Source organism: Mesorhizobium sp. WSM4840 (assembly GCF_055811755.1).
This window is the reverse complement of record NZ_JBVVQD010000023.1, coordinates 1-21,527: the sequence shown is the minus strand read 5'-3', so window position 1 is coordinate 21,527 and position 21,527 is coordinate 1. Positions and strand designations below refer to the sequence as shown.

General features: G+C 58.6%; 20 protein-coding genes. 8 read left to right on the top strand and 12 right to left on the bottom strand.

All coding sequences use genetic code 11. From position 1 onward, the window contains the following. Positions 1 to 206 precede the first annotated feature (206 nt). From AC0L3I_RS25985 to AC0L3I_RS25975, 3 genes are all read left to right on the top strand, one after another. Entirely contained in the window at positions 207 to 1,073 is an 867-nt protein-coding gene (locus AC0L3I_RS25985) for a glycosyltransferase family 2 protein (RefSeq protein ID WP_473528720.1), read from the top strand. A 128-nt stretch (positions 1,074 to 1,201) separates the two neighbouring features. After that, on the top strand, positions 1,202 to 2,524 hold the full coding sequence (locus tag AC0L3I_RS25980; protein WP_473528719.1) for a polysaccharide biosynthesis/export family protein: 1,323 nt from the start codon (positions 1,202 to 1,204) through the stop codon (positions 2,522 to 2,524). Between the two features lie 139 nt (positions 2,525 to 2,663). Continuing rightward, entirely contained in the window at positions 2,664 to 3,437 is a 774-nt protein-coding gene (locus tag AC0L3I_RS25975; RefSeq protein WP_473528718.1) for a TylF/MycF/NovP-related O-methyltransferase, read from the top strand. Between the two features lie 12 nt (positions 3,438 to 3,449). Here the strand turns inward: AC0L3I_RS25975 and AC0L3I_RS25970 are convergent, their stop codons facing one another. Further along, positions 3,450 to 4,925: a hypothetical protein gene (locus tag AC0L3I_RS25970; protein ID WP_473528717.1), complete on the bottom strand. Its 1,476-nt coding sequence runs from the start codon at positions 4,923 to 4,925 to the stop codon at positions 3,450 to 3,452. Positions 4,926 to 5,075: 150 nt separating this feature from the next. Here AC0L3I_RS25970 and AC0L3I_RS25965 point away from each other — a divergent pair, with 150 nt between their 5' ends. After that, entirely contained in the window at positions 5,076 to 5,318 is a 243-nt protein-coding gene (locus AC0L3I_RS25965) for a hypothetical protein (protein ID WP_473489098.1), read from the top strand. 72 nt (positions 5,319 to 5,390) lie between these two features. Here AC0L3I_RS25965 and AC0L3I_RS25960 read toward each other — a convergent pair whose 3' ends face one another. The 5 genes from AC0L3I_RS25960 to AC0L3I_RS25940 form a co-directional block, all read right to left on the bottom strand. Continuing rightward, positions 5,391 to 6,257 (bottom strand): sugar transferase, encoded by an 867-nt coding sequence (locus AC0L3I_RS25960; RefSeq protein ID WP_473528716.1) that lies wholly within the window; start codon positions 6,255 to 6,257, stop codon positions 5,391 to 5,393. A gap of 298 nt (positions 6,258 to 6,555) precedes the next feature. Further along, positions 6,556 to 8,439, bottom strand: coding sequence for a GNVR domain-containing protein (locus AC0L3I_RS25955; protein WP_473489100.1), 1,884 nt, complete (start codon positions 8,437 to 8,439; stop codon positions 6,556 to 6,558). 118 nt (positions 8,440 to 8,557) lie between these two features. Further along, on the bottom strand, positions 8,558 to 9,328 hold the full coding sequence (locus tag AC0L3I_RS25950) for a response regulator transcription factor (protein ID WP_473489101.1): 771 nt from the start codon (positions 9,326 to 9,328) through the stop codon (positions 8,558 to 8,560). A 411-nt stretch (positions 9,329 to 9,739) separates the two neighbouring features. Next, positions 9,740 to 10,459, bottom strand: a complete 720-nt coding sequence (locus tag AC0L3I_RS25945; protein ID WP_473489102.1) for a Crp/Fnr family transcriptional regulator — start codon at positions 10,457 to 10,459, stop codon at positions 9,740 to 9,742. Between the two features lie 1,059 nt (positions 10,460 to 11,518). After that, positions 11,519 to 12,727, bottom strand: coding sequence for an acyltransferase family protein (locus AC0L3I_RS25940; RefSeq protein WP_473528715.1), 1,209 nt, complete (start codon positions 12,725 to 12,727; stop codon positions 11,519 to 11,521). 818 nt (positions 12,728 to 13,545) lie between these two features. Between AC0L3I_RS25940 and AC0L3I_RS25935 the strand changes: the two genes are divergently transcribed. Both AC0L3I_RS25935 and AC0L3I_RS25930 read left to right on the top strand, forming a co-directional pair. Further along, positions 13,546 to 13,773 carry a hypothetical protein gene (locus AC0L3I_RS25935; RefSeq protein ID WP_473528714.1) on the top strand — a complete coding sequence of 76 codons (228 nt, stop codon included), beginning with the start codon at positions 13,546 to 13,548 and terminating at the stop codon, positions 13,771 to 13,773. A gap of 102 nt (positions 13,774 to 13,875) precedes the next feature. Beyond that, the gene (locus AC0L3I_RS25930; RefSeq protein WP_473528713.1) at positions 13,876 to 14,646 is read left to right on the top strand and encodes a TIGR01458 family HAD-type hydrolase; all 771 of its coding nucleotides are present in this window, start codon (positions 13,876 to 13,878) and stop codon (positions 14,644 to 14,646) included. Between the two features lie 37 nt (positions 14,647 to 14,683). Here the strand turns inward: AC0L3I_RS25930 and AC0L3I_RS25925 are convergent, their stop codons facing one another. Continuing rightward, complete coding sequence (locus AC0L3I_RS25925; RefSeq protein WP_473528712.1) at positions 14,684 to 16,216, bottom strand: FAD-dependent oxidoreductase; 1,533 nt, start codon at positions 16,214 to 16,216, stop codon at positions 14,684 to 14,686. Then, on the bottom strand, positions 16,209 to 16,505 hold the full coding sequence (locus tag AC0L3I_RS25920; protein WP_473489107.1) for a hypothetical protein: 297 nt from the start codon (positions 16,503 to 16,505) through the stop codon (positions 16,209 to 16,211). Before AC0L3I_RS25920 ends, AC0L3I_RS25925 begins: the two co-directional genes overlap by 8 nt. Positions 16,506 to 16,538: 33 nt before the next feature. Here AC0L3I_RS25920 and AC0L3I_RS25915 point away from each other — a divergent pair, with 33 nt between their 5' ends. Next, positions 16,539 to 17,510 (top strand): SDR family oxidoreductase, encoded by a 972-nt coding sequence (locus tag AC0L3I_RS25915; protein WP_473489108.1) that lies wholly within the window; start codon positions 16,539 to 16,541, stop codon positions 17,508 to 17,510. Between the two features lie 101 nt (positions 17,511 to 17,611). Beyond that, positions 17,612 to 18,055 (top strand): PPC domain-containing DNA-binding protein, encoded by a 444-nt coding sequence (locus AC0L3I_RS25910; protein ID WP_123149561.1) that lies wholly within the window; start codon positions 17,612 to 17,614, stop codon positions 18,053 to 18,055. 48 nt (positions 18,056 to 18,103) lie between these two features. Here AC0L3I_RS25910 and AC0L3I_RS25905 read toward each other — a convergent pair whose 3' ends face one another. The 4 genes from AC0L3I_RS25905 to AC0L3I_RS25890 form a co-directional block, all read right to left on the bottom strand. Next, entirely contained in the window at positions 18,104 to 19,378 is a 1,275-nt protein-coding gene (locus AC0L3I_RS25905) for a DUF763 domain-containing protein (protein ID WP_473528711.1), read from the bottom strand. A 158-nt stretch (positions 19,379 to 19,536) separates the two neighbouring features. Next, positions 19,537 to 20,235, bottom strand: a complete 699-nt coding sequence (locus tag AC0L3I_RS25900) for an MgtC/SapB family protein (protein ID WP_473489110.1) — start codon at positions 20,233 to 20,235, stop codon at positions 19,537 to 19,539. A 96-nt stretch (positions 20,236 to 20,331) separates the two neighbouring features. Next, positions 20,332 to 20,718, bottom strand: coding sequence for a GFA family protein (locus AC0L3I_RS25895; RefSeq protein WP_473528710.1), 387 nt, complete (start codon positions 20,716 to 20,718; stop codon positions 20,332 to 20,334). Between the two features lie 46 nt (positions 20,719 to 20,764). Then, positions 20,765 to 21,397, bottom strand: a complete 633-nt coding sequence (locus tag AC0L3I_RS25890) for an alpha-ketoglutarate-dependent dioxygenase AlkB (RefSeq protein ID WP_473528777.1) — start codon at positions 21,395 to 21,397, stop codon at positions 20,765 to 20,767. Positions 21,398 to 21,527 lie beyond the last annotated feature (130 nt).

Sequence of the window (21,527 nt, the reverse complement as noted above, 5' to 3'; positions counted from 1 at the left end):
GGTTAAGCGCCGCACCCTCCCGAGGCCGGATGTACTCCAACGAGGTACGTCTCCTACTTCGATGGGCCTAAGCACGCCTCAACGCTAACCTTATGCGCAGGCTGTATCGGCGCGACCGGCGGATTAGGATCATAGCGCGCTCACTTCGCAAGCAGTGGTCGCGCGCCGTATCTGCATCCATTGCCCGCGAGGAGAGTTGATCGTCGATGAAAGTGGCTGTTATAGTCGCAACGTTTGGTCGCAGGGAACATGTGGCTCGGCTTCTCGCACAGCTTGAGCGACAGACCCTGCTCCCTGACGCGGTGATAGTCTCGGCTCCTGACGCCGATCATACTCCCAACAACATAGTTTGCCGGTTTCCTGTATCGCGCGTATTCGGAAAAACCGGCTTGCCGGCGCAGCGCAACATCGCCCTCGATATCGCAGGCGACCGTTTCGACATAATCACCTTTTTCGACGACGATTTCATTCCTGCAGACGACTATCTCGAAGGCGTATCGAAGGCGTTCAAGCAGCAGCCCGACTGGGCCGTGGTGACTGGAAACGTGCTGAAGGACGGTGCGACGACTGCAGGGCTCACGTGGGACGAGGGTATCCAGGCGCTTCGCGAAGCCGGCACAGCGACTGAAGCGCGCGCCGTGGATCGACTCAGCGCCTATGGATGCAACATGTCGATCAGGGCGGCATTCATCGGCGGCCTGCGCTTCGATGAGCGGCTCGTGCTCTATGGGTGGCAGGAAGACGTTGATTTCACCAGCCAATTGAGAGCCAGAGGGCGGGTCGTCTTTTTGCAGTCGATCCGCGGGGTTCATCTCGGCATCAAGAGCGGTCGCGTAAACGGCGTTCGTTTCGGCTATTCTCAGGTGGCGAACCCAATCTACCTCATCCGCAAAGGGACCGTTCCATCGACTGTCGCACTTAGATTGATGAGCAAAAATCTGCTTGCCAATCTCGCGCGCAGCCTCTGGCCGGAATCCTATATCGACCGGAGAGGACGCCTGCGCGGCAATCTCCTGGCTCTTTCACACGTCGCAAGAGGCCGGGTGCAGCCAGAATATATTCTGGAGATCTAACGCAGAGGTAAAAGATGCTCGATGACCCGTCCTTTTCGATCGACAGAGGCACTTGCTCAAATCACCGAGCCCGGTGCTCCGGCAGGCTGTCCAATCGGCGCCAGGCTTGGCGCCTGCTTCACGTCGTGATGTCGGCGGTGATGTCCTTGGCCAGCATGTTGGGTGTTTCGGCCGCAAACGCCAAAGATTATGTGCTCGGCCCGCAGGATAAGCTCCGCATCAAGGTTTACGAATGGCGTGCGTCGCGCGACACGATATTTGGCTGGGAGGCTCTCAACGACGAATACACGGTCGGTCCCAACGGCTCCCTTTCGCTACCGCTGGTCGGTGAAATCAAGGCTGCCGGCCTCACCACCGGCGAGATTGCGAACTCCATCGGCGACAGGCTGATGAAAAGTGTCGGCCTTATGCGAAAACCGGACACGGCGGTGGAGATCGTCCAGTTCCGACCGTTTTACGTTGTCGGCAAGGTGACGCAATCGGGAGAATTCGCATATCGGCCTGGGCTGACCGTCTTGCAGGCATTGAGCATCGCGGGCGGGTTGCGGACTCGAGAGGACAGGGATGCCAGGTTCGAGCGCGAGGTGATCCAAGGTCGAGGGGATGTGAACCTGCTTAGACTGAACGAGGCCAATCTCCTCGCTCGCAAGGCACGACTCGAGGCGGAACTCTCGCATGCCAGCGACATTCAGTTTCCAGCCCAGTTGACGTCGCGCATTCAGGACGACGTCTTTGCTATGCTCATGAAGCAGGAGCGTTTGATCTTCCAAGCGCGCAGCGAAGGATTGGACACTCAGATCAAGGCGCTTCAAGGTCTGCGTGAGTTCCTCCAGAAAGAACTCGCCTCGCTGGGAGAGCAACTCGTTTTCCTCGACAAGCAGATCGGCTCCATCCAGAAAGAGTTGACAGCGGTTTCGGCGCTTGTGGTCAAAGGTCTTGCGGCGGCGCCGCGGGAATTTTCTCTAGAACGAGCCCTTGCCCAGGCGCAGAGCGAGAGGTTGTCGGCGGAAACCAGTCTGCTGCGCGGGCGTCAGGAAATCAGTAAGACAGACATATCAATTCTCGAACTCGAGGACGGACGGAAAAAAGAGATAACGATCGACCTGCGTCAAACTCAAGCTGAACTCGATGCTCTCGACAGCAAGACAGAAACAGCAAGGCGGCTATTGTACGACTCCGCGATATCTGCCCCGAATCTTCTTGCCCGGCGAGCCGACGCGGATCTGGCTGCGCCGATCTACACGATTTTCCGACCGTCGGCGGATGGTACGACAGTGCAAATCCAAGCTAACGAGACGAGTGTCGTGGAGCCCGGAGACACGATCAAGATTGAAATACCACTGGCTCCGGATGAAACAGGCGCGCTGGACTTGACATCGACCGAGCGGCATGAGGCGCCAGGAATAGAACTCAAAGCAGAAACCGTCGGCGATACTGTAGGCATTCCGTAGCCTCCCGGCGGGTCTTGCAAGAAGGATTAGGTAGAAACGCGCGACTGCTTGATGTAGATCAGGTAACTTCCTTTGACAAATACACGCACTATATGGCTCTATCGCCATCGCGTTCTTAGATAGGAAAAGAGACTTCGCTATGCAAGCAACTGAACTACCGAACGTCTTCTTGACCAACACGTTCGATGAATGGATTCAACAGAAGCCATCCAAGTCTCAGGCGGTTCGCTTTGCCAACAAGGTTCTCCGAAAACTTGGAATAAATCTCGCCCTCGCACCACCTGTTCGCACGGGCTGGATGACCAGTGTTGAACAGAGAATGGACATGTATCACTTGGCAGGCGCAGCGCTTTTCTACAACGTACCGGGAGACTTCTGTGAATTGGGATGCCACGAAGGCAAGTCAGCCGTGGTATTCCAACGCATACTTCAGCACTACGATCCAAGCAGGAACCTTCACTTGTATGACAGCTTCGAAGGTCTCCCGAACGCCAGTGCCGAAGACGGCCACGCCAACGCTCACAAAGGCGACATGGCCACTACGAAGGATGCGCTCATGGCAAACTTCAAGCGTTTGAATCTTCGGCAGCCTATTCTTCACCAGGGATGGTTCGAAGATACGCTTCCCACACAGTTGCCGGACAAAATTGCATTTGCGCATCTGGATGGTGACCTATACGACTCGGTCAAGGTCAGCTTGGAGTATGTGTATCCTCGCCTATCAAAGGGTGCTGCATGTCTGATAGACGACTACAGTGATCCTGGATTGTTCGACTCGGTCGATCTCTATCCGGGGGTAAAGAAGGCCTGCGACGAGTTCCTTAGCGATAAACCCGAAAAGGTTGCGCTTTTGTATGGTGGATTCGATAGCACTATGGGTTTCGGAGCTCATGGATACTTCCGAAAGCTCTGAGCCTATATCGCTTTAGGCGCGGCCGGGAACAGTGCCGACCTGCGATTGAATCACCTGTTCGCTGGAATCGCGCCAATGCCGGAGCGTCCTTACAGGAGCCTCAGCAACACTGTCGTCTTCAACAGGCAAGAACCGGCTGACAAGAACGACAGCGAGAGGAATCAAGAACACAATACCCGGGTCGGCGCCGCCGCTTGCCAGGGATCCAGCCACGAGCGCCGATAAGGCGCAAGCGCGGACACTCGACGCGATCGCGTCGATCTCGGGATCGATGCGACCGCGGCCACCCCGCACCCCCCGCACCAGCATTGCCAACAGAACTGTCATCATCGCGGTGCCGAACAGCCCCAACTGGGAAAGCACCGCGATCGGCCAACTCGAGGCCCGCGAGCTTCCCAACCCGACCCCCAGTCCACCTGTATCGAAGAAAGACTGCAGGCTTTTGTAGTTCCAGTAGCTGCGCTCCTGGCCGGAGGCTGATGTGACTTTGTTGATTACCGTGTTGTCGACAAGCTGCAAGACCGGATCGAAGAAATGCGGATAGAACAGACTGGCGGCCATCGCGGAGAGGAGCAAGGGCGGTAGCAACGCGATAAGCAGTGCCTCCCCCGACCTCAGCCGACCTGAAGCGAGCGACTTCACGATGGAAAAGACAACGGGCACGCTTACGATTGCAAGACCAACGTAGGCGGTCGACGATGTCGACAGCAGCAGAAGAACAAACAGGGCCGCTCCTAACGCCAATGCGAATTTGGATCCGGTCTTGCGCCAATAGGTGTAGGTGAACGCCAGCCCTGCCAGCGATGCCCCACCGAACGACGATGCCTCTGAAAACGCCCCCGCGATCCGCCAAAACCCAGCTTCCGTAACTTGCGTCAGCATGGCGTAGTTGGCCGTACGAATCGGGGCGAGGATGTCGCCGGCGCCGGTCACCTTGCCCACCAAATCCAGAATGCCCATCAGCACGTGCAAGCTGAACCAAAGGAAAAAGCCTCGCCTGATGTCGGCCAACGTGCCGCTGCGCTGAAGCAGCAGACAGGCCGCCAGGAACGTCAGCCCTCCCAGAACAAAGTATCCCGCCTGAGAGATATTGGCCGATACCGGCGCCAAGGCCGCTTCGTAGACGCCCTTGCCGGTGCGGGAAGCGACGAAGGCGCTTGTCTGCCCTGCAAAGAGCCTCGGAAATAACAGCGCTCCGATGCAGACATAGATCATCAGCGCGCAGACGATCCATGCGGCACCTATACGAACGAAGACCGCGCCTATTTCTCTCCAGATTCCCCGTCGAGCCAGCGCGGCTACTATCACGAGCATATCAAAGACGGTAAAGATAAGCGGCGATGAACCGCCAAGCGAGGTTATTGTCCCGATTGCCGTCGCACCAAAAGCCAGCGAGGCAATCAGTGCAGTGATCAGCGACCAGCGCATATAAACGACGAGGGCCAGGAGTCCCGTGCAAATCAGTGCCCCAACGAGGGAAACCTGCATTTCACACTCCGACCATCAATGATCCAGACCCTGACGGCGCCGCCGGAACCGCTGAGCTAAATGGTTGGCTTCACAAAAACGAGCGACTCTGATTTCCTTGGGACAGGGTTGGTCTTGCGCGGCGTAAATTGCCCCTGGAAGGAGGTCGCCGTGTTGCTTGCCATTGTCGGCGTTGCGGGCGTTGCCCTGACAATAGGGCTTACGCTGCGCGCGCCGGCGCTGATAGTGGCGACCTTGGTAGTGATCGTCGGCAGCATCGCTGTAGGCAGTTTTCTTCACCTGACTGTTCAAAGCACCATCCGCTCGACGTTTTATCTTGTTGTCGTCACCCAAATTGCCTATCTGGTCGGCCTTGCAATTGCCGTGCTGCGGCACCGCCCAAGACGACAATAGAGTGGGCGGCAATCCCTTGCGGGCGCCAATCGCTTGAGGCCGTTTCTGCCGCACCCCCTGACATAGCCAAGTTCAGGAGGTCTGATCAAACTTCATCATTGCCGGTATCGTCCGCATCAGGATCGAAAGATCGAGGCGTAGAGACCATGTCCGAACGTACCGCGTATCCAGCAATACGCGATGCGAATACTCGATCATGTTTCTCCCGTTTATCTGCCAGAGGCCGGTCAGTCCTGGCCGCGTCTTCAAATATTCATGCGATGCGGCGCCATAGCGTTGCAATTCGTCGGCAACGACAGGACGCGGACCGACGCAACTCATGTCGCCCCGCAAGATGTTGAACAACTGCGGCAGCTCATCCAGGCTCGATTTGCGAAGCATGTTTCCGAAAAACAGGATACGCGGATCGCACTTCAGTTTCTGGTTGGCTGCCCATTCCTGGGCGGCTTGTGGATTGCAGCTCAGATGCCGTTCGAGCACCTCCTCGGCATTCTGTACCATGGTGCGGAACTTGTAGCAGTCGAAGACCTTTCCGTTGAATCCAATACGGCGGTGAACGAACAGCACCGGACCGCCTGTGGTGGCCTTGATCAGAAGCGGGATCAGAACCAGGATCGGACTGGCCAGGATGAGCGCTGTCGAGGCTACCATCAGATCCAGCAGCCTCTTGGCCCAACCGCCGAGAGGCTGTCGCCGGTCGCCCCGCGCGTCGTCTTCAATGCTTGCCGTTTGCATATCCGGCTCAAGCGAGACGGTGCCATGGTCTTGGCTTGCGTTGAGTTGAGGCGACGATGGGTCTGGCGTGTTCGATGTGGCGGGCGCGTCGCTTTCACGCCGAAGAAGCAATGTCGCCGCAGGCCTAGCTCCGACCAGAATGGCCCAGTCTTCAATAGCCAAGTCATCGCAGTGCCGCAGGTTGCTTTCGATCACGTTGGACATTTTCGCTTGCGCTCGATTTCAGCTGTTTTCGTTTGCATTTTGTCAACGACGGATGATCTCCGGCAAGCAGGGAAAAGGTGGTAGATTGGGGATGATTGGCAGCGGGGGCTACCCCTAAGATGCTAGGCTGGGGTACGGACGAATGGCTGCTCCGTCCAATGTGGCACGATATCAGAATCGATCGCCCTGCCAGGGGCGCAGATTCATTTTGACAGGCAGGTGTTCGAATTGACAGGCGGTGTCGAGACTTGCCGCTGGGCTCGCGCTCGACTGACACCGCCGCGAGGAAGACAGTATGTCAGCGCGGTGCTTGGCCTGCGCGCTTCCGGTAACGATGAGCCGAAACAGAACGAACACGTGTCATCAACACGCCAAGGACGGACGAATTGGTGTTTTTGAGTGTCTGCGTCAGGTCTTCCAGTTGATCAAGCGGCGTCACGCCCCACTGCGCCACCACAATCACGCCATCAAGAAGCGGGCAGACAGCAAGCCCTTCGGCACCTGAACTAAACGGTGGGAGCTCAACAATGACGACACTGTAGGCGCCAACGTCGCTCAGTAATTTCTCCATATTATCGGGAACAAGCAAATTCGTCGAACTCGACACATCGTTCTTCAGGTAATAAAACGATGTCTTTTCAATGAACTGGATTTGCGTGCCGATATCTTTGCGGCTCCCGGAATCCCCATCGATCACGTTGAGATCGGAGGACAAGAGAAGTTCGTTGGCCAGTGCCGACCTATGGTCGGCGTTGATCACGAGGGTCGCGGTGCCCGACACCCCACACAGAGCCGCCAGATTGCTTACAACGGTGCTCTTTCCATCACCGGGGGACACGGATGTGATTCCGATGCGACGTCTTGAAGGGGTGGCCCCGGCCAAGCCCATGATCGCCTTGACGCTCCCGAGGCTGCCGCTGAATGAAGAGTCCGGATTCTTGAGCACCTCGTCAAGCCGGCCAAAACCACCCCGCCTGAAACTGACCACCGGCAATTCTCCGATACAGGCCAGGCCCAGTTCGCGGCGGATCTGATGCGGAGTCCTCACGTTCCGATCGAGGCCGCGCCGCGCCACGGCAAATCCGATGCCAGCCACCATTCCGGCAAGTGCGCCAAAGGCGAGGATCAGCGTCTTGCGCGGCTGACTTGCTTTCTTTGGGCTCGTTGCGGATGTAATGACACGAGCATTGGCGATCAGATAAGGCTGCTGGTCGACCGAGTTCGTATACGCCCCGAGCAGGCTTTCATACATCTTGCGATAGGTGTCGGCTGTAACTTCCAACTGCTCTAGCGTTGTCTGGTGTGCTGGCTGTTCTTCGCTGGGCGCGAGACCCTGTCCCTCGATGGGCGTCTCGTCCTGACCTATGCTGTAGTCGTGTTTTGCGCGAAACTCCTGGGCGACCCTGGTCGCCCTGTTCATCTGATCGCCGACCTCCCGCATCCGCCTTTCCAACCATGCGATGCCTTCGCCGGCCGCTTTTGTTGTCGTTTGCACTTGCTCACGCACGAACGCCTCCGCTGTGGCGTTTGCGATGCGTGCCGCCAATGCCGGGTCCAGAGACTGGAACGAAATGTCTATTGCATACGAGACACCGACGCGCTGGACATCCAGGCCATCGCTGAATATTTCGACCGCGCTACGCCGACGCTCGGATTCCAGCTGCGGACTATTGGTTTGGATTCGATCCGGCCCGGGCAGCACTCGTTGGAAGAAATTGGTCAATGCAGCATAGCTGGTATTGAGCCCGCCGGCCTCAACGACACTCATCCAAGCCCTGCGAAACCTCTCGCCGATGTTCGGACCGTGCATATCCCTGAACGTTGGATTGTCCATGAGTCCAAGGTCATCGATCACCATCATCGCGATCTTCTGGGAGCGCAGAACTGCGAGCTGGCTCTCGACCTGAGCGGTATCGAGCGACAGATTCACTTCGGCGGGTTGCTGCTGAAGGTTTCTGGGTATCTTTGGTTCGATCAGGATCTGGGTTCGCGCGACATAAATAGGATCCGATGTAGCAAAGTAAAACGTGGCGCAAACGATTCCGGCGACGATGAACGCCAGTATCGAGAAAAGGTACTGCCGAACAAATGAAACAACGTCAGCGAGGCTGATAAAGTCCTGCGCGGCATCCGCCCCGAGCCATGGCTTGTGAGCAATTGCCGCCAACGGCCGGTCTAGCATGGCTTCAATCCATATCTTGCAGCGAAAAGAGCGGCGAACTGCAACGGTCGAGCAGGATCGCCACCGATGGACTCCATTGCGAGCATGCAGCGTGCCGCTGTCATGACGACAAAACCGTTTAGCTCGGTCGGCTCAACACGTGGACGCCAGGAAACATCTCATTGAGCTTGTAGACGACCTCCGTCCTGTTCGTCGCCTTCAGCTTCTTCATGATATTGCGGATATGGACCTTGACCGTGCTCTCTCGGAGGTTGAGCTCGTGAGCGATTATCTTGTTCGCCTTCCCGCGCCTGAGAGCCTGGACGACCTCTTCTTGCCGCTCCGTGAACACACTCGCCATGGGCCTTGTCACATCGACGCCCGTGTCGATTGCCTTGTGCTGGGCAAGCACACTGCTTGCAGGGACAAATGTGCCACCGGCAAGGACAAGATTTACGGCTTCAACACAGATTTCGAAACGGATCGACGACGGGATATAGGCTTTTGCGCCATAATTCAACGCCTTCAGAATCTGCTCTAGATCGTCGGTATCGGCCAAAATCAGCACCGGAACCGGGTGGGCCTCATTCACAAGATCGGCGATTTCGCTGCCGGTCTTTGCGTCTGTCACCTTTCGGCTGCCCACGTTCAGCAGAATAGCCGACGTCGACAGTGTATTCTCTTGATGCCGCCACTCTTCGATCGAACTGAACGACAGGATTTCCTTCCCGATGCCATAGGCGGTCAGGCATTGCGCAAGACATTGTCGGTCAAGCACTCGCTCATCCAGCAGAGCCAGGCAGGATTCGGCTAAGCCGTGTCTATGAAGATGTATTCCATTCCCGGTCGTCCGCGATACGAATTCCAGTGCACCGGGTGATTTGCTATCCATTTGAATTGTCGGAACCATGAACTTACTCCCCAAACTTTTACCCACGTTTCAAGACCAGTACGAGATGGACTTCAGGCAAATACTATTTCCCACGAGCGATGTTCTGTTCGCGTCGCCTTCACTATAACTGTGGGATTTCCCAAGCCCCGCCATGGACCAGCACTATCCCGTCCATAATGTTTATCGCCGAAAAGATGCGCCTTCACTAATTTAGGTTAACAAAACCTAAAAAATTTCTACTCCTTCACTTTTCCTAATTCATTTGGTCTAGGAAGGAGGGTATCAGAGAACACACCGACCGGAATCTGGATCTCGCGTTGTTTGCCAGGCGCGGGTAGTCGCCGAAAATAAAGGACAGCCGGCTTCGCCGATGGCGGTGTTGCTTTGACGCGCGTCGCGCCGCCTTGGCGTCGAGCGCCAATGTAAGTGTCAACCATCGATATATCTGTCATCGAACTCGGCAAATTTCGTTACGCCCAGTCGATCCAGCACGCGGACATGACCTTGGCGGAACTCCAGAAACCCGCGTTCCCGCAATTCCCGCAGCTTTCGATTGACATGGACGGGCGTCAGCCCGAGCGCGTCCGCGAGGTCGTACTGGGTGAGAGGGCAAGCATAGGCAGTGCGACTGCCAGCGCCGACGCGCTCCAATCGCGCTCTCAGTTCGAGCAGCAGGTGCGCTGTACGGGCCAAGGCGCTGCGTCGACCTACATTGGTTAGGTGTTGGGCAACAATCGCTCTCTGGCGCGCGAGAGTTTCGAGAAAAAGGGAGGCTATGTAGGGCGACTTCGCTGCGCCAAGAGCAAGTGTCTTGGTCGAGGCTTCTAACACCGCAAGGTCGGTTTGAGCCACAAATGTCTCAAGAGCAGTGCCCGAGTACGTCTGTGGCCGGACAATGTCGCCCTTCAGCGCAAAATCCAAAATCTGTCGCTGGCCACCGGCAAGATCATGGGAAATGCATCCCCAGCCAGACTCGATTATGAAGACGCGATCGCCGTCCTCGCCCTGATTGACGATAGCGGTTTCCGCCGCATATCGCTTTGGCACGAAGCCTAGCGCCTTGATATACGCCTTATCGTCGCTTTTGATTGCGACTGACGTCGGCCGGTGTTCATTCTCACTCAATGAAAGGCTTGTAGCATACGTCATTCGAACCCCGCCAATCCGCCCCTAGATAACCTCCCTACGCAAAAACGTACTCCAGCTTTGACATGTTGAGTACCCTGCGCGGGCTACAACCAATGGGTGATATTGCACTGCACTCTCACAAAAAGGCAAGGATCACGCCTGATCGAGCGCAGTAGGACCCGAAATTCATCATAAAGTTTGACCGACTCTCTGCACCATCCATTCGAATGGCAAGGCCTCCGGCGGTCGGAAGCGCTTGGTAACACCAGCCACTCACCGTGCAACTTTCGAACACGCACGCTTACGGATCGCTTACGACCTTCGGTGTGACTGGCTCGCCGTACCGACTGCAAGCCAAGCATCGCTGCTGACTTGAGGTCGCGCTGACGTTGTCCGGCGCGAACCGCCCGGTCGTTCAATCGGGCGGAACGTGCCACTTCCTTTATGCAACCCTCTGATTTCACTCGCAGGTAACACCTCGGAATGCTCCAACTCGAGCAGCCCCGATTCACTCAAGTGCAACGCTGCAAGCCGCTGTAGGTCAGCTGCCTCACAGGACCAGCGGCTCGCCAATGGGGCCGGCACGAGATTTTCTCTTTGCCGTGACGACGTTTCACCGGACAAGAGCGTTAGTTCACACGCTCGGAACTACTCCGGCTCGATGAGTAACCTTCGCTGCAGTTCCAGGACCCGGAATGGGTCGATTGACGCCCCTCTTTCGAGCCAAACTGTCTCCGGTTTCAGCCGCGACAGTGGCAAGGTATACCTCATTCGCGGTAGCTATGACTCCCCGATTACCTCGCAACTGCGAAGAGACCGCCTGCCACGTACCCGGAAGAGGGTATGTCTGGAGTGCCGATGCCACCGACCGAAGCCCGTGCAACGGGGGGCGCATCGGCTTTTGCGCATCATGGAATCCAGCGCTTAGGGCGAGCGGCACTTCAACCGCCTTAATTGCGCTCCATAGCGTGAACGCTCCACCGCCAAATTGGTATACCCTTGGCGGACTGAGTTCAGGTCACGCTGAAAATGTCGCCTGACTCGGGCAGGACCTGGCTGTTGATGTAGTCGGCCCGCATCTCATCGGTTACGTCCCCACTGCTCACCACCCAATAGCCGTGGGGTTTCCTGATTCCCTATCGGGGACGCTAAACCGCCATTTTGATCTCGTTTGGCGGCGGGCTTAGGGAACCGTCCCCTGACGGCGTTTTGAATCCTCTTTTCCAACCACATAACGGCCATGCTCAAACCTAAAACGAGCAGGATGGAGAGAACGAAAACAATGGGCATCGGAAAACCAAATGAAAACAACCACCATACCATAATCATGCCAAATGAATAGTGATTCAGATATATAGGGTAGCTTATTCCTCCAATATACTTCACAAGTGCGTTGTACCTATAAAGCTTATGTTTAACGAACTCACCATATTTTATTCCTGCTACCATTGCATACATGCATATCAACCAAATTATCACTGCTGAGAGCTTGTACTCATAACCGCGTTCAATCGAAATGAAGATCTCCACCGTGCTCATACTGCCAAAAAACAATATCAATACTGTCTTCGCCGCATGCCCCATTTTGTTACGGTCATCACCGCCGTTCCTGACAAGAAAGAAGATCATGCCTGTAGCGAAGAAAACGCCGTGCTGCAGCAGAAGCAGTTTGAAGGGGAACCGCGAAAGCACCAAAATCGCTTCCTCCGACCACGAGGACGACGGCAGCAAATGCAACCCGGAGAGAACAAGAAGGTATACCGAGCTGGAAAACCCTATTATTTTGGCCAGATCATAGAGTGATAAACGAAACCTCGACAAAATTGACGCGGCCACCAAGACGTAAAATACGGCCTCGACGACGAGAGACCATACGACCCCGTCGATATAAGGGCCCTTAGGAGACAACGTTACCGATCTGCAAAAATCCATCAGAAGACGGGAAAAATCCTCGCCATAAAGAGTTCGTGCGGCCAGGCTGACGAGCGCGGACAGCCACAAGGCGGGCAATATACGCGTAGCGCGCATGCGCGCGAAACGCAGCGCGTGCGACGCGCCCCCTTCGCCTGAGGCGCTCATGGCAATGACAAACCCGGAAATTACGAAAAAAACTTCGACCCCTACAGCACCCAAACCGGCAAACGCCGACAGAAAACCGAAGGCGACATCGCTTCCCTCGGCGACTGACGCACTGCTCCAGGCGAATGTCGCGAAATGGTTCAGTAACACCAAAAGCGCTGCAAAAATGCGCAAGAAGTCCATGACGAGGTAGTGGACATTGCGTTCCATATAATGTTTCCGAACCTTGCCAGAGGCCAAGGTCGAATACTATCGTGAAACGGTCAGTACACCTGCTACTACATTCGGACATAAGCCGAATTGATTAACCGTCGGATATGACCTGTTTCCTGCGGCAGATCCACCGATCTGCTACGCATGGCCTCCTCCAGGTGAGGTTTAATAACTTATGGATTGTTCGGCGCCTTAATACGTTGAGCGTTGCGACCGATCCTCCGATCATTGCTATTGCCTGAGAATGCTACGCGCCGCCTTCAAGGCCGCATGGCTGTTGCTCATCGCCATCTTGGCCGCGACGATTGTTCCGATTCACAAGCGCCCATCCAGGCCTTGGCCGGCTGGCTGCATCCTCGCAAGCTGGTTGAGACGGTGGACTGCGGTGACGCTCCCTCTGCTCCCACGGCTCCACCTGCTCTACTCCTAATTGGTGTCGCGCCCCTAAATGATGCCGTGCTAATGTTCTGGCCGGCTTGGGAGGTTCCAATCGACCTCATTGCGAATGTTTTCGCCGGCGCGTGGGCTGCCGGAGCGCTTGCCGCCATCTGGTATGTCCGGATGCGGCCCTCGCCGCCCATTGCCGAAAGTCAGCAAGACCGCGATTTGCGGGAATGGCTGGGCGGCCAACTGTAAAGATCGCTCCTGGCGGATTTCCGACAGGGCCCAACGTCGTCGTTCACCGCCGCCCGGCAGGATCGTTGTCGGTTGGGGTCGCGTCCGGCCTCGTTGTCTGCGGGTCCACACGCATTGCGTCGCGAAGAGGTGCCTCCTGCGCTTGCGGAGTCGACCGGCTTAGCGACCTGGTGGCCGCGATGGCCGACCGCGCGCGCCTGCCCTTCCAGATCGGCATCAGCCTGATGCGGGTGTTGGCACTTCGCCCGGCGGCGGTGCAATTCACGCTCGACAAAGCGATGGTGGCGGCCGGCGGCTGGGAGCCGCTTGGCCCGCGACTGCTCCGACCCTACAGCTCGGTTCCCGACCGGGAGATCGCGACGCTGGCCGAAGCCGCCCGCACGGCCTTCCTCGAATGGTGGCAGTGACCGCCGGTTAATCGAGTGCGCCTGCCCGCCCTGATCCAAAAGGAACAACAATGGCCTTGTTCCGGATTTGACGCATGGCGGACTCGTAGTCATGCTGGACCAATGACAAGGAGTGTACTGCTGGACCTCGCAGGCGTCATCTACGATAGCGAGATTGCCATACCAGGCGGGATCGACGCCGTCGCGCGTTTGCGTCAGGCCGGTTTGGCCATACGCTTCATAAGCAATACCACGCGCTCGTCGAAACAGAGGGTTCTCGAACGTCTGGAGGCGATGGGACTCACCGTTACCAATGCAGATGTTTTCACGCCGGCGCACGCTGCACGCGAATGGCTGCTTCGCAATGGCCGCGCGCCATACTTGTTGGTTCACCCCGGCCTTGCGCCGGATTTTTGCGACCTGCCGGATCGCGACAAGCGTGCCGTCATCGTCGGCGATGCCGGAGAGGCCTTCACATATGCGGCGTTGAATGACGCGTTCCGCGAACTGAGCGCGGGGGCCGAGTTGCTGGCCCTTGCCACTAACCGGACGTTTCGGGATGCTGACGGCGAGCTCAGCCTCGATGCAGGGCCATTCGTCGCGGCATTGGAATTTGCCTCCCTGAAACGCGCAACCGTTCTCGGCAAGCCCTCGCCGGAATTCTTTCTGTCGGCGCTGGCAAGCATGGACTGTCCGCCAGATCAGGCGATCATGGTCGGCGACGACGCCGAGGCCGATATAGCTGGCGCCCTGCGCGCCGGACTTTCGGGCGCGCTGCTGGTGCGGACAGGCAAATACCGGCAGGGCGATGAGAAACGGTTTGATCCGCGCCCGACCGCAACCGTCGCCGATCTCGCGGCAGCAACCGACTGGATCATTGCGCGCCGAGACTGATTGCGCGGGCTGAACCGGCCGTACAGCGGGCGCTTCGCTAGGTGATTTGGCGCTCCATTTCCACCTCGGCCTCTAGACTTTCGATGTCGCGGAAGATCGAAGCGACCGCCAGCGTGCGCCCTTCGCGCTTGAAGCGGAGCAGGCAATCCTTGCCAACGATGTCTCCATCGATCGCGATCTCGTCCCATTGCACGGCATGGCCGACGTAGTTGATGGGAACATCGTAATGCTGGCTCCAGAAGAACGGCACGGCGACGAATTTCTCGCGATGGCCGAGCATGTTGAGGGCCGCGGTTCGCCCCTGCCTCTGGGCAACTACCCAATGCTCGACCCGAATGTTCTCGCCACTGTGAGGATCTGGCCACCGCGCAATGTCGCCGGCCGCGAAGATGCCTGGTACGCTCGTCTCCAAAAAGGCGTTTACTACGACACCGCGGTCAAGGATGAGCCCCGCCGTTTCGGCAAGCCCTGTCCGCGGTCGCACGCCGATGCCGACGACGACGAAATCCGCCGCCAACGTATCGCCACTGCTGAGTTTCATCTTGCTGCCGTCGATGCTGCTCGCGGTGTCCTCGAGATGGAATACGACACCATTCTCCTCATGGAGGGCGCGGATGAAGTCGCCCATTTGCGGACCCAGGATCCGTTCCATGGGCCGTTTTTCCGGCGCCACGACATGAACTTCGATCTCGCGCGAGCGCAGGGCCGCGGCAACCTCCAGGCCAATGAAACTGGCGCCAAGCACGACGGCGCAGCGCGCAGTCGTGGCTCGCTCGATGATCGCCTTGCAATCTGCGAACGAGCGCAGTGTGTGAACATGTGGTTGGTCGGCGCCGGGTATGGTCAGGCGAACCGGTTCGGCTCCGGTCGCAAGCAGCAGCCTGTCGTAAGCAGTCCGGGCCCCGTCCGCGAGTACAACTTCGCCAGAACGTGCATCAATGCTGGCGACGTTCGCATTGAGGCGCAGATCGATATCGTTCTTCGAGTAGAAGCTTTCTCGGCGCAGCGGAATCCAATCCTCCGGTGCTTTGCCGGCGAGGTAGTCCTTGGAAAGATTGGGCCGATCAACGGGCGGCGCTTCGTCGTCGCTGAGCATGACAAGGCTGCCTTGATAATGTTCGCGCCGCAGTGTTTCTGCCGCCGCGAAACCGGCCGCGCCGCCACCGACAATGACGATCTTCTCTGGAACCTGGCCGGAGCCTCCATCGCGCTGCTTGGCTGCCGTCCGTTTGCGCTTCTCGCCCACGAATATCCAATCATCGCGTTGTTCCACCGACCAGCAAGCGAGTGGACTGAAAGCTGGAACGCGCAAGGCCTCGCCTGTACGCAAATCGAAGCACGCGTGATGCCAGGGACACCGGACGGTGTCTCCCACCACAAGACCGTCGACGAGCGGCCCGCCATAATGTGTGCATGTCGCCCCGATGGCGAAGATCTCGGCCCCGCGGCGCACCAGCAGCACCTGCTCATCGCCGCAATGGCCGAGGAGCTTTGCGCCATCGGCAAGGTCGGATAACGCGATGCCCTCGACCAGATCCGGCCCGGTTGGTTTGGTATGACCTTCAGCCATTTTCCTCTCCCTTGGCGCGATCCAGTGACAAGATCGCCTGTACGGCCGAGAAGCGGGAAATCTTCAGGTCACCAGCCTCGGAATACCTTCTGCCGGGCTGGCGCGCCTTCAGGTTCTCGGACACCGCTGGTACCCAAACGTCCGGCCGCGCCATTCGTTGCCGGTTGGGCAGTACGCGCCGTCGATTTCCTGGCGCTTTGGACGCGTTGCCGCGGCTGCAACGTCGCTTGTCGAACGCATCGCGGGACTGAAGCAAAGACGCCGTCGCGTAAACTTTTTCGCCGGACATGCGTTGTCCTTCCTCCAAGCCAAGGAGGCAGCCATGCAGATGAAATCGGAAATCGCCGGCGAGGCCGCCAAGCAACGCCATATCCAGCGCGGCATCGATGCCAAGGACAAATCGAAGGGCAAGGGCAAGCAACAAGGCGCCATGCAGGCCGGAGCACGCAAATATCCCGAGCCGCCCTTTCCCGAACAGCATCAGCCGAAGCCGGGGCACGAATGGGCGATTGAGCCGGCGCCGCTTTATGACGCGCCCTTCTATATCGGATCGAAAAAACTCGATGGCAAAGTGGCCGTCATCACCGGCGGCGATTCCGGCATCGGCCGAGCCGTCGCCGTGCTTTATGCGCGCGAAGGCGCGGATGTGGCGATCGTCTATCTTTGCGAGGACAAGGATGCCGAAGAGACGAAGAAGGCCGTCGAAGCCGAGGGCCGGCGCTGCATGCTGGTCAAGGCCGACGTCAGTGAACGCCGCCACTGCCACAAGGCTGTGGCTGAGGTGGTGAAGGAATTCGGCCGGATCGACGTGCTGGTCAACAACGCCGCTTTCCAGGTCCATTCCAGCGACTTCAGCGAGCTGACCGAAGAGCATTTCGACACGACGCTGAAGACCAACCTTTACGGCTACTTCCACATGACGCAGGAGGCCGTGCCGCATATGAAGCCCGGTTCGGCGATCATCAACAGCGGCTCCGTAACCGGCATCGAGGGCTCGAGGCAGCTGGTCGATTATTCGATGACCAAGGGCGGCATTCATGCCTTCACGCGCGCGCTCTCCGGCAACCTCATCGAAAAGGGAATTCGGGTGAACTGCGTGGCGCCGGGCCCGGTGTGGACGCCGCTCAACCCGTCGGACAAGCAAGCCGGTGACGTTTCGAAATTTGGCGCGGACACGCCAATGAAACGGCCCGCACAACCGGAGGAGATCGCGCCGGCCTATGTGTTCCTCGCCTCGCCGCACTGCTCGAGCTACATCACCGGCGAGATATTGCCGATCATCGGCGGCTACTAGTTACATTTCCGATTTGGTGGCGCGACACAATTAGCGCCGCCAAACCCCATCGACAGAACAGACGACAACGCAAAAGCCGAGATGGCGTCTGGAGTGAAATCATGAAATCGCAACTCGTCGCCGAAAGCGCCGGACAACGGACGTTTGTGGTGGTGCTTGATCCTGGCGAGGAAGCGTTCGCGGCGCTTACCTCTTTCGCGGTCGAGCAGGACATTGGCGGCGCCTCGCTGACTGCGCTCGGCGCCTTCGAAACGGCGACCGTCGGCTGGTTCGACTTTGGGCAAAAGACCTTTCGCAAAATCCCGGTCCGCGAACAGTGTGAGGTGCTCAGCGCTATCGGCGATGTCGCGATCGGCGACGACGGCAAGCCCAGCCTTCATATCCACGCGGTGCTCGGGTTGCGCGATGGCACGACGCGGGGCGGACATCTGCTCGAAGGCATTGTTCGGCCGACACTCGAAGTCACATTGGTGGAAGCGCCTGGCCACCTGCGCCGCAGGAAGCGGCCGGAACTCGGCATCGCCTTGATCGATCTGGATGCCTGAAGCCGAACGCGGATCGAGACAGGTCCGCTGAATTGCGTTCCGGGCCGATTATCCCTTTTGCTTGATTTGTTCGACGTCCGCGGGGGCCTCGGATGCGGCCTCCCAGCCGAACACGCTGCGACCGCCGAGCAGATGCGACTGATCGAACTCTCCGGCGACAATTTCTTTCAAGCTGGGACCTGTGACATAGCGTTCGACCTGCCGTGACTGGTCGTCGAGCCGCTTCAAGGCGCCGATTTCTTCGTCGCGTCCGAGCCTTGCTTTGTGGACGGCCGACTTCAGCACGCCGATCGTCTCGTCATAGACCTTCAGCGGCACCGGGAATGGATGCCTGTCCTTGCCGCCATGCGCCAGCGAGAAGCGGCCGGGATCGGAAAAACGGCATGGCGCGCCATGCAGAACCTCGGCCACCAGCGCCAGCGCCCGCACCGTGCGCGCACCGACGCCGGGGACCAGGAGAAGGTCGGAGAAATCGGCGGGGCCACGCTCGGCAGCCGCAGCCATGTTGCCATGAAGACGGCGCATGACGACATCGCTTTCGCGAACGTCGTGGTGCGCCGGCATGACTAGGTGCGGCAGCACCGGCTGCTCGGGCTCCGGTTCTGTAGTCACGTCACGCTCGAGCGCGGCGAATTCCCTCAGGATGCGATCCGGTCCGAGGTCCTGCAGCAGCTCCGGCTGCCCCTTGCGCGAGGCATCGGCGCGGCGGTCGGTCAGGTTGACGATCTCGCCCTGGTTGGCGCCCTCGATGGCGGCATGCGGCTGGTCGACGAAACTCTTCAGGCCTTCGGACAGCCAATGATAACGGCGCGCCACCTTGTTGTCGCCGTTCATGCCCTGCTGCACCACGACCCAGTCGCCATCATCGGTCACGATGAAGCCATGCAGATAAAGATCGAAGCCGTCCTGGACGGCGGCGCTGTCAACCTTGGCGACGAGCCGGCTGGCAGTTGCCAGGCCTGTTCCGTCGAAGCCGACGCGCTCGCCGATGGCGGCAAGCTCGTGCGGGGTCTTGCGCGAATGCGCGCCGCGGCCGCCGCACACGTGAATACCGAGTTCGCCGGAGAGCGGAGTCAAACCACGTTTCAGGGCGCCGATGACGCTGGTCGTGATGCCGGATGAATGCCAGTCCATTCCCATGACGGCGCCAAACGACCGGAACCAGAAGGGATGCGCCAACCGGCGCAGCAGCTCCTCGCGACCGTAGTGGTGAATGATCGCCTCGCACATGACCGCGCCAAGGCGCGTCATGCGGTCGCCAAGCCATTTCGGCACGCGTCCGCCATGAAGTGGAAGGTCTGCGCTTCCCGATCGTTGTGCCAAATCTTGCTGCCTGTTCCCGATCTATGCCTTGCGCTCAACCGATAGGTACCGAAAGCGGAGTGAAGAAGCGATGATGCCCGTTTTAGGCTGTCGATGCGCGATCCGAATTCGATTGCCGGCCTAGTGCCCGACCTGCTTGGCAATCAGTGTAGCGGTTATCACACAGATTCGCTGACGAGATTAAACTTCTCGATTTCGCAATGCTCACCTACCAGTGTCAATAAATCCGTCGGCGGCGGTCCCCTTTCAGGCCGCCTCCAGCTGATCTCAAACAACACCATGGGGCTGTCGCGATCTGGGCGCCGCTCCATTCCAACCAGGCGCGCCCGATAACCGGAGGGCCCGATGATCGCGTCGAGGTCGTCATGATCCGCCGCCTTCCAGGTGAGCGCCAACACGGCGTGGTGTTCGCGCGGTATCACCAGATCGACCCATTTCAACACGAGCAGAATGATTAGCGTCAGCGCCGTCCCGGCTGCGCCCAAGGCGTATTGGCCACCCCCGAAAGCCAATCCGATCATCGTCATCATCCACAACGTGGCTGCTGTGGTGACACCGCTGACAAGACTGCCCCGGCGAAGAATGGCGCCGCCACCGATGAAGCCGACGCCTGTCAACACGCCCAGGGGAAAGCGCAGAACGTCCATACGGACGAAGGAATTCGGAGCTTTGCCGCCAACCTCCAGCAGAATGGTGGCCTGTGTCATTGCGATCGCGGCGGCCAGCCCGACCAGGATGGTTGTCCTGAGGCCGGCCGCCTGTCCGCGCGCCTCCCGGTCGAGGCCAATCAATGAACCGGCGAGCACGGTCAGAAGCAGGCGTGCCGCGATGTCTTCGTAGGCCGGGATAAGAGACATCGGTCAACCCTGATCGCCGCTGGTGTTTGGATTACGAACTGATCGCAATTCAATTCGGCTAGGGCCATTCGGGTTCCATCGGCGGCGTTTTGCCGGTCACCGATCGGCTGGATTTCCGACTGCCGGATCGCGCCGTCTTGAATATCTTCCCACACGCGGCAGATCGTCACGAAATTCCACCCACGGCAGCTTCACATCCCAATAGGCATGGGCCTGCGGCGCAAAGCGTTCGCGGTGGTCGAAGAAGCCGATCGTCACATAGAGTTCTTCCGGAAGCCCTCGGTCGAGATAGGCTATGGATGTACCGCAATCGGCGCAGAAGGTGCGGAGCACGCCTCGGGTCCTTGAGAACGTCTTTGGCCAGCCGGTCAGCAGTCTGAATTGGGCCGGTCGATAGCCGACCCAGACGGCCAGCGGGCTCCCTATGGCCTTGCGGCAATCGTCATCATGGTCGGAGCAAATCCAGAACGGGTCACCATCCATCTTAGCCGTTATCGAACCGCAAAACAGGAGCCGGTCTCGATCCTGGTCATCGAACCACCACTTCTGACCGAAGCGGCCGTTTCGGCCGCAGGGTCCGCAGGGTAATCGAATAGCGGTGCTCGACAACTGGCGGGATGCTGTGCTCCCATTCGGTGCGCGCCGGTGCCGTCATCAGGTAAGCCGACCTTGGCTCGAGGATGATGGTCTCGCGATCCCATCCAGCGCCGTTCTTCCGGCGGAGCCGAAAGCTGCATGGCGCAAGAAGAGAAACGCCGGCCACGGCATCGAAATGCGGCTTGTCGCGATGCCAGCCGATACCCGCGCCGGGTCGGTACTCGTTGATCAAAACCTGCACGAAAGCATCGGCGGGCAGCCGCGCAAATGCCGCCACCTTGTCTCTGAGCGGCATCAGAAAAGCAGGGATCGCCGGCGCCTCGACGACTTTGCGTTGGTCAAAATCATAGCGCAGGCCAAAACCGGCGACGCGCCGGTTTGCGAGATGGCCATGAAAGTCGAAAGGCTGGAAGGCGAGACTTTCGAGCTGCCGCACCAGTTCGGCCTCTTCCTCCGCCGTGATCAGCTCCGGCTGGTAGTGAAATCCTTCCGGCAGATCGTTGGGCGCACGAAACAGGTCGCCTTGCCCAGCGAATTCCGGCTGCTTGGTTTTGACCGATGGCATCAACCCTAATTGGTGAAGCCGGCCGGCGGAGGCAAGGTCTTGGAGGCGCCGAGGATCGTGCCCACTGGCGTGGTGTAGCTGACGGCATTGGACGCCGTGCTCTCCGGCATGGGCCGGACTGATCAGCGCG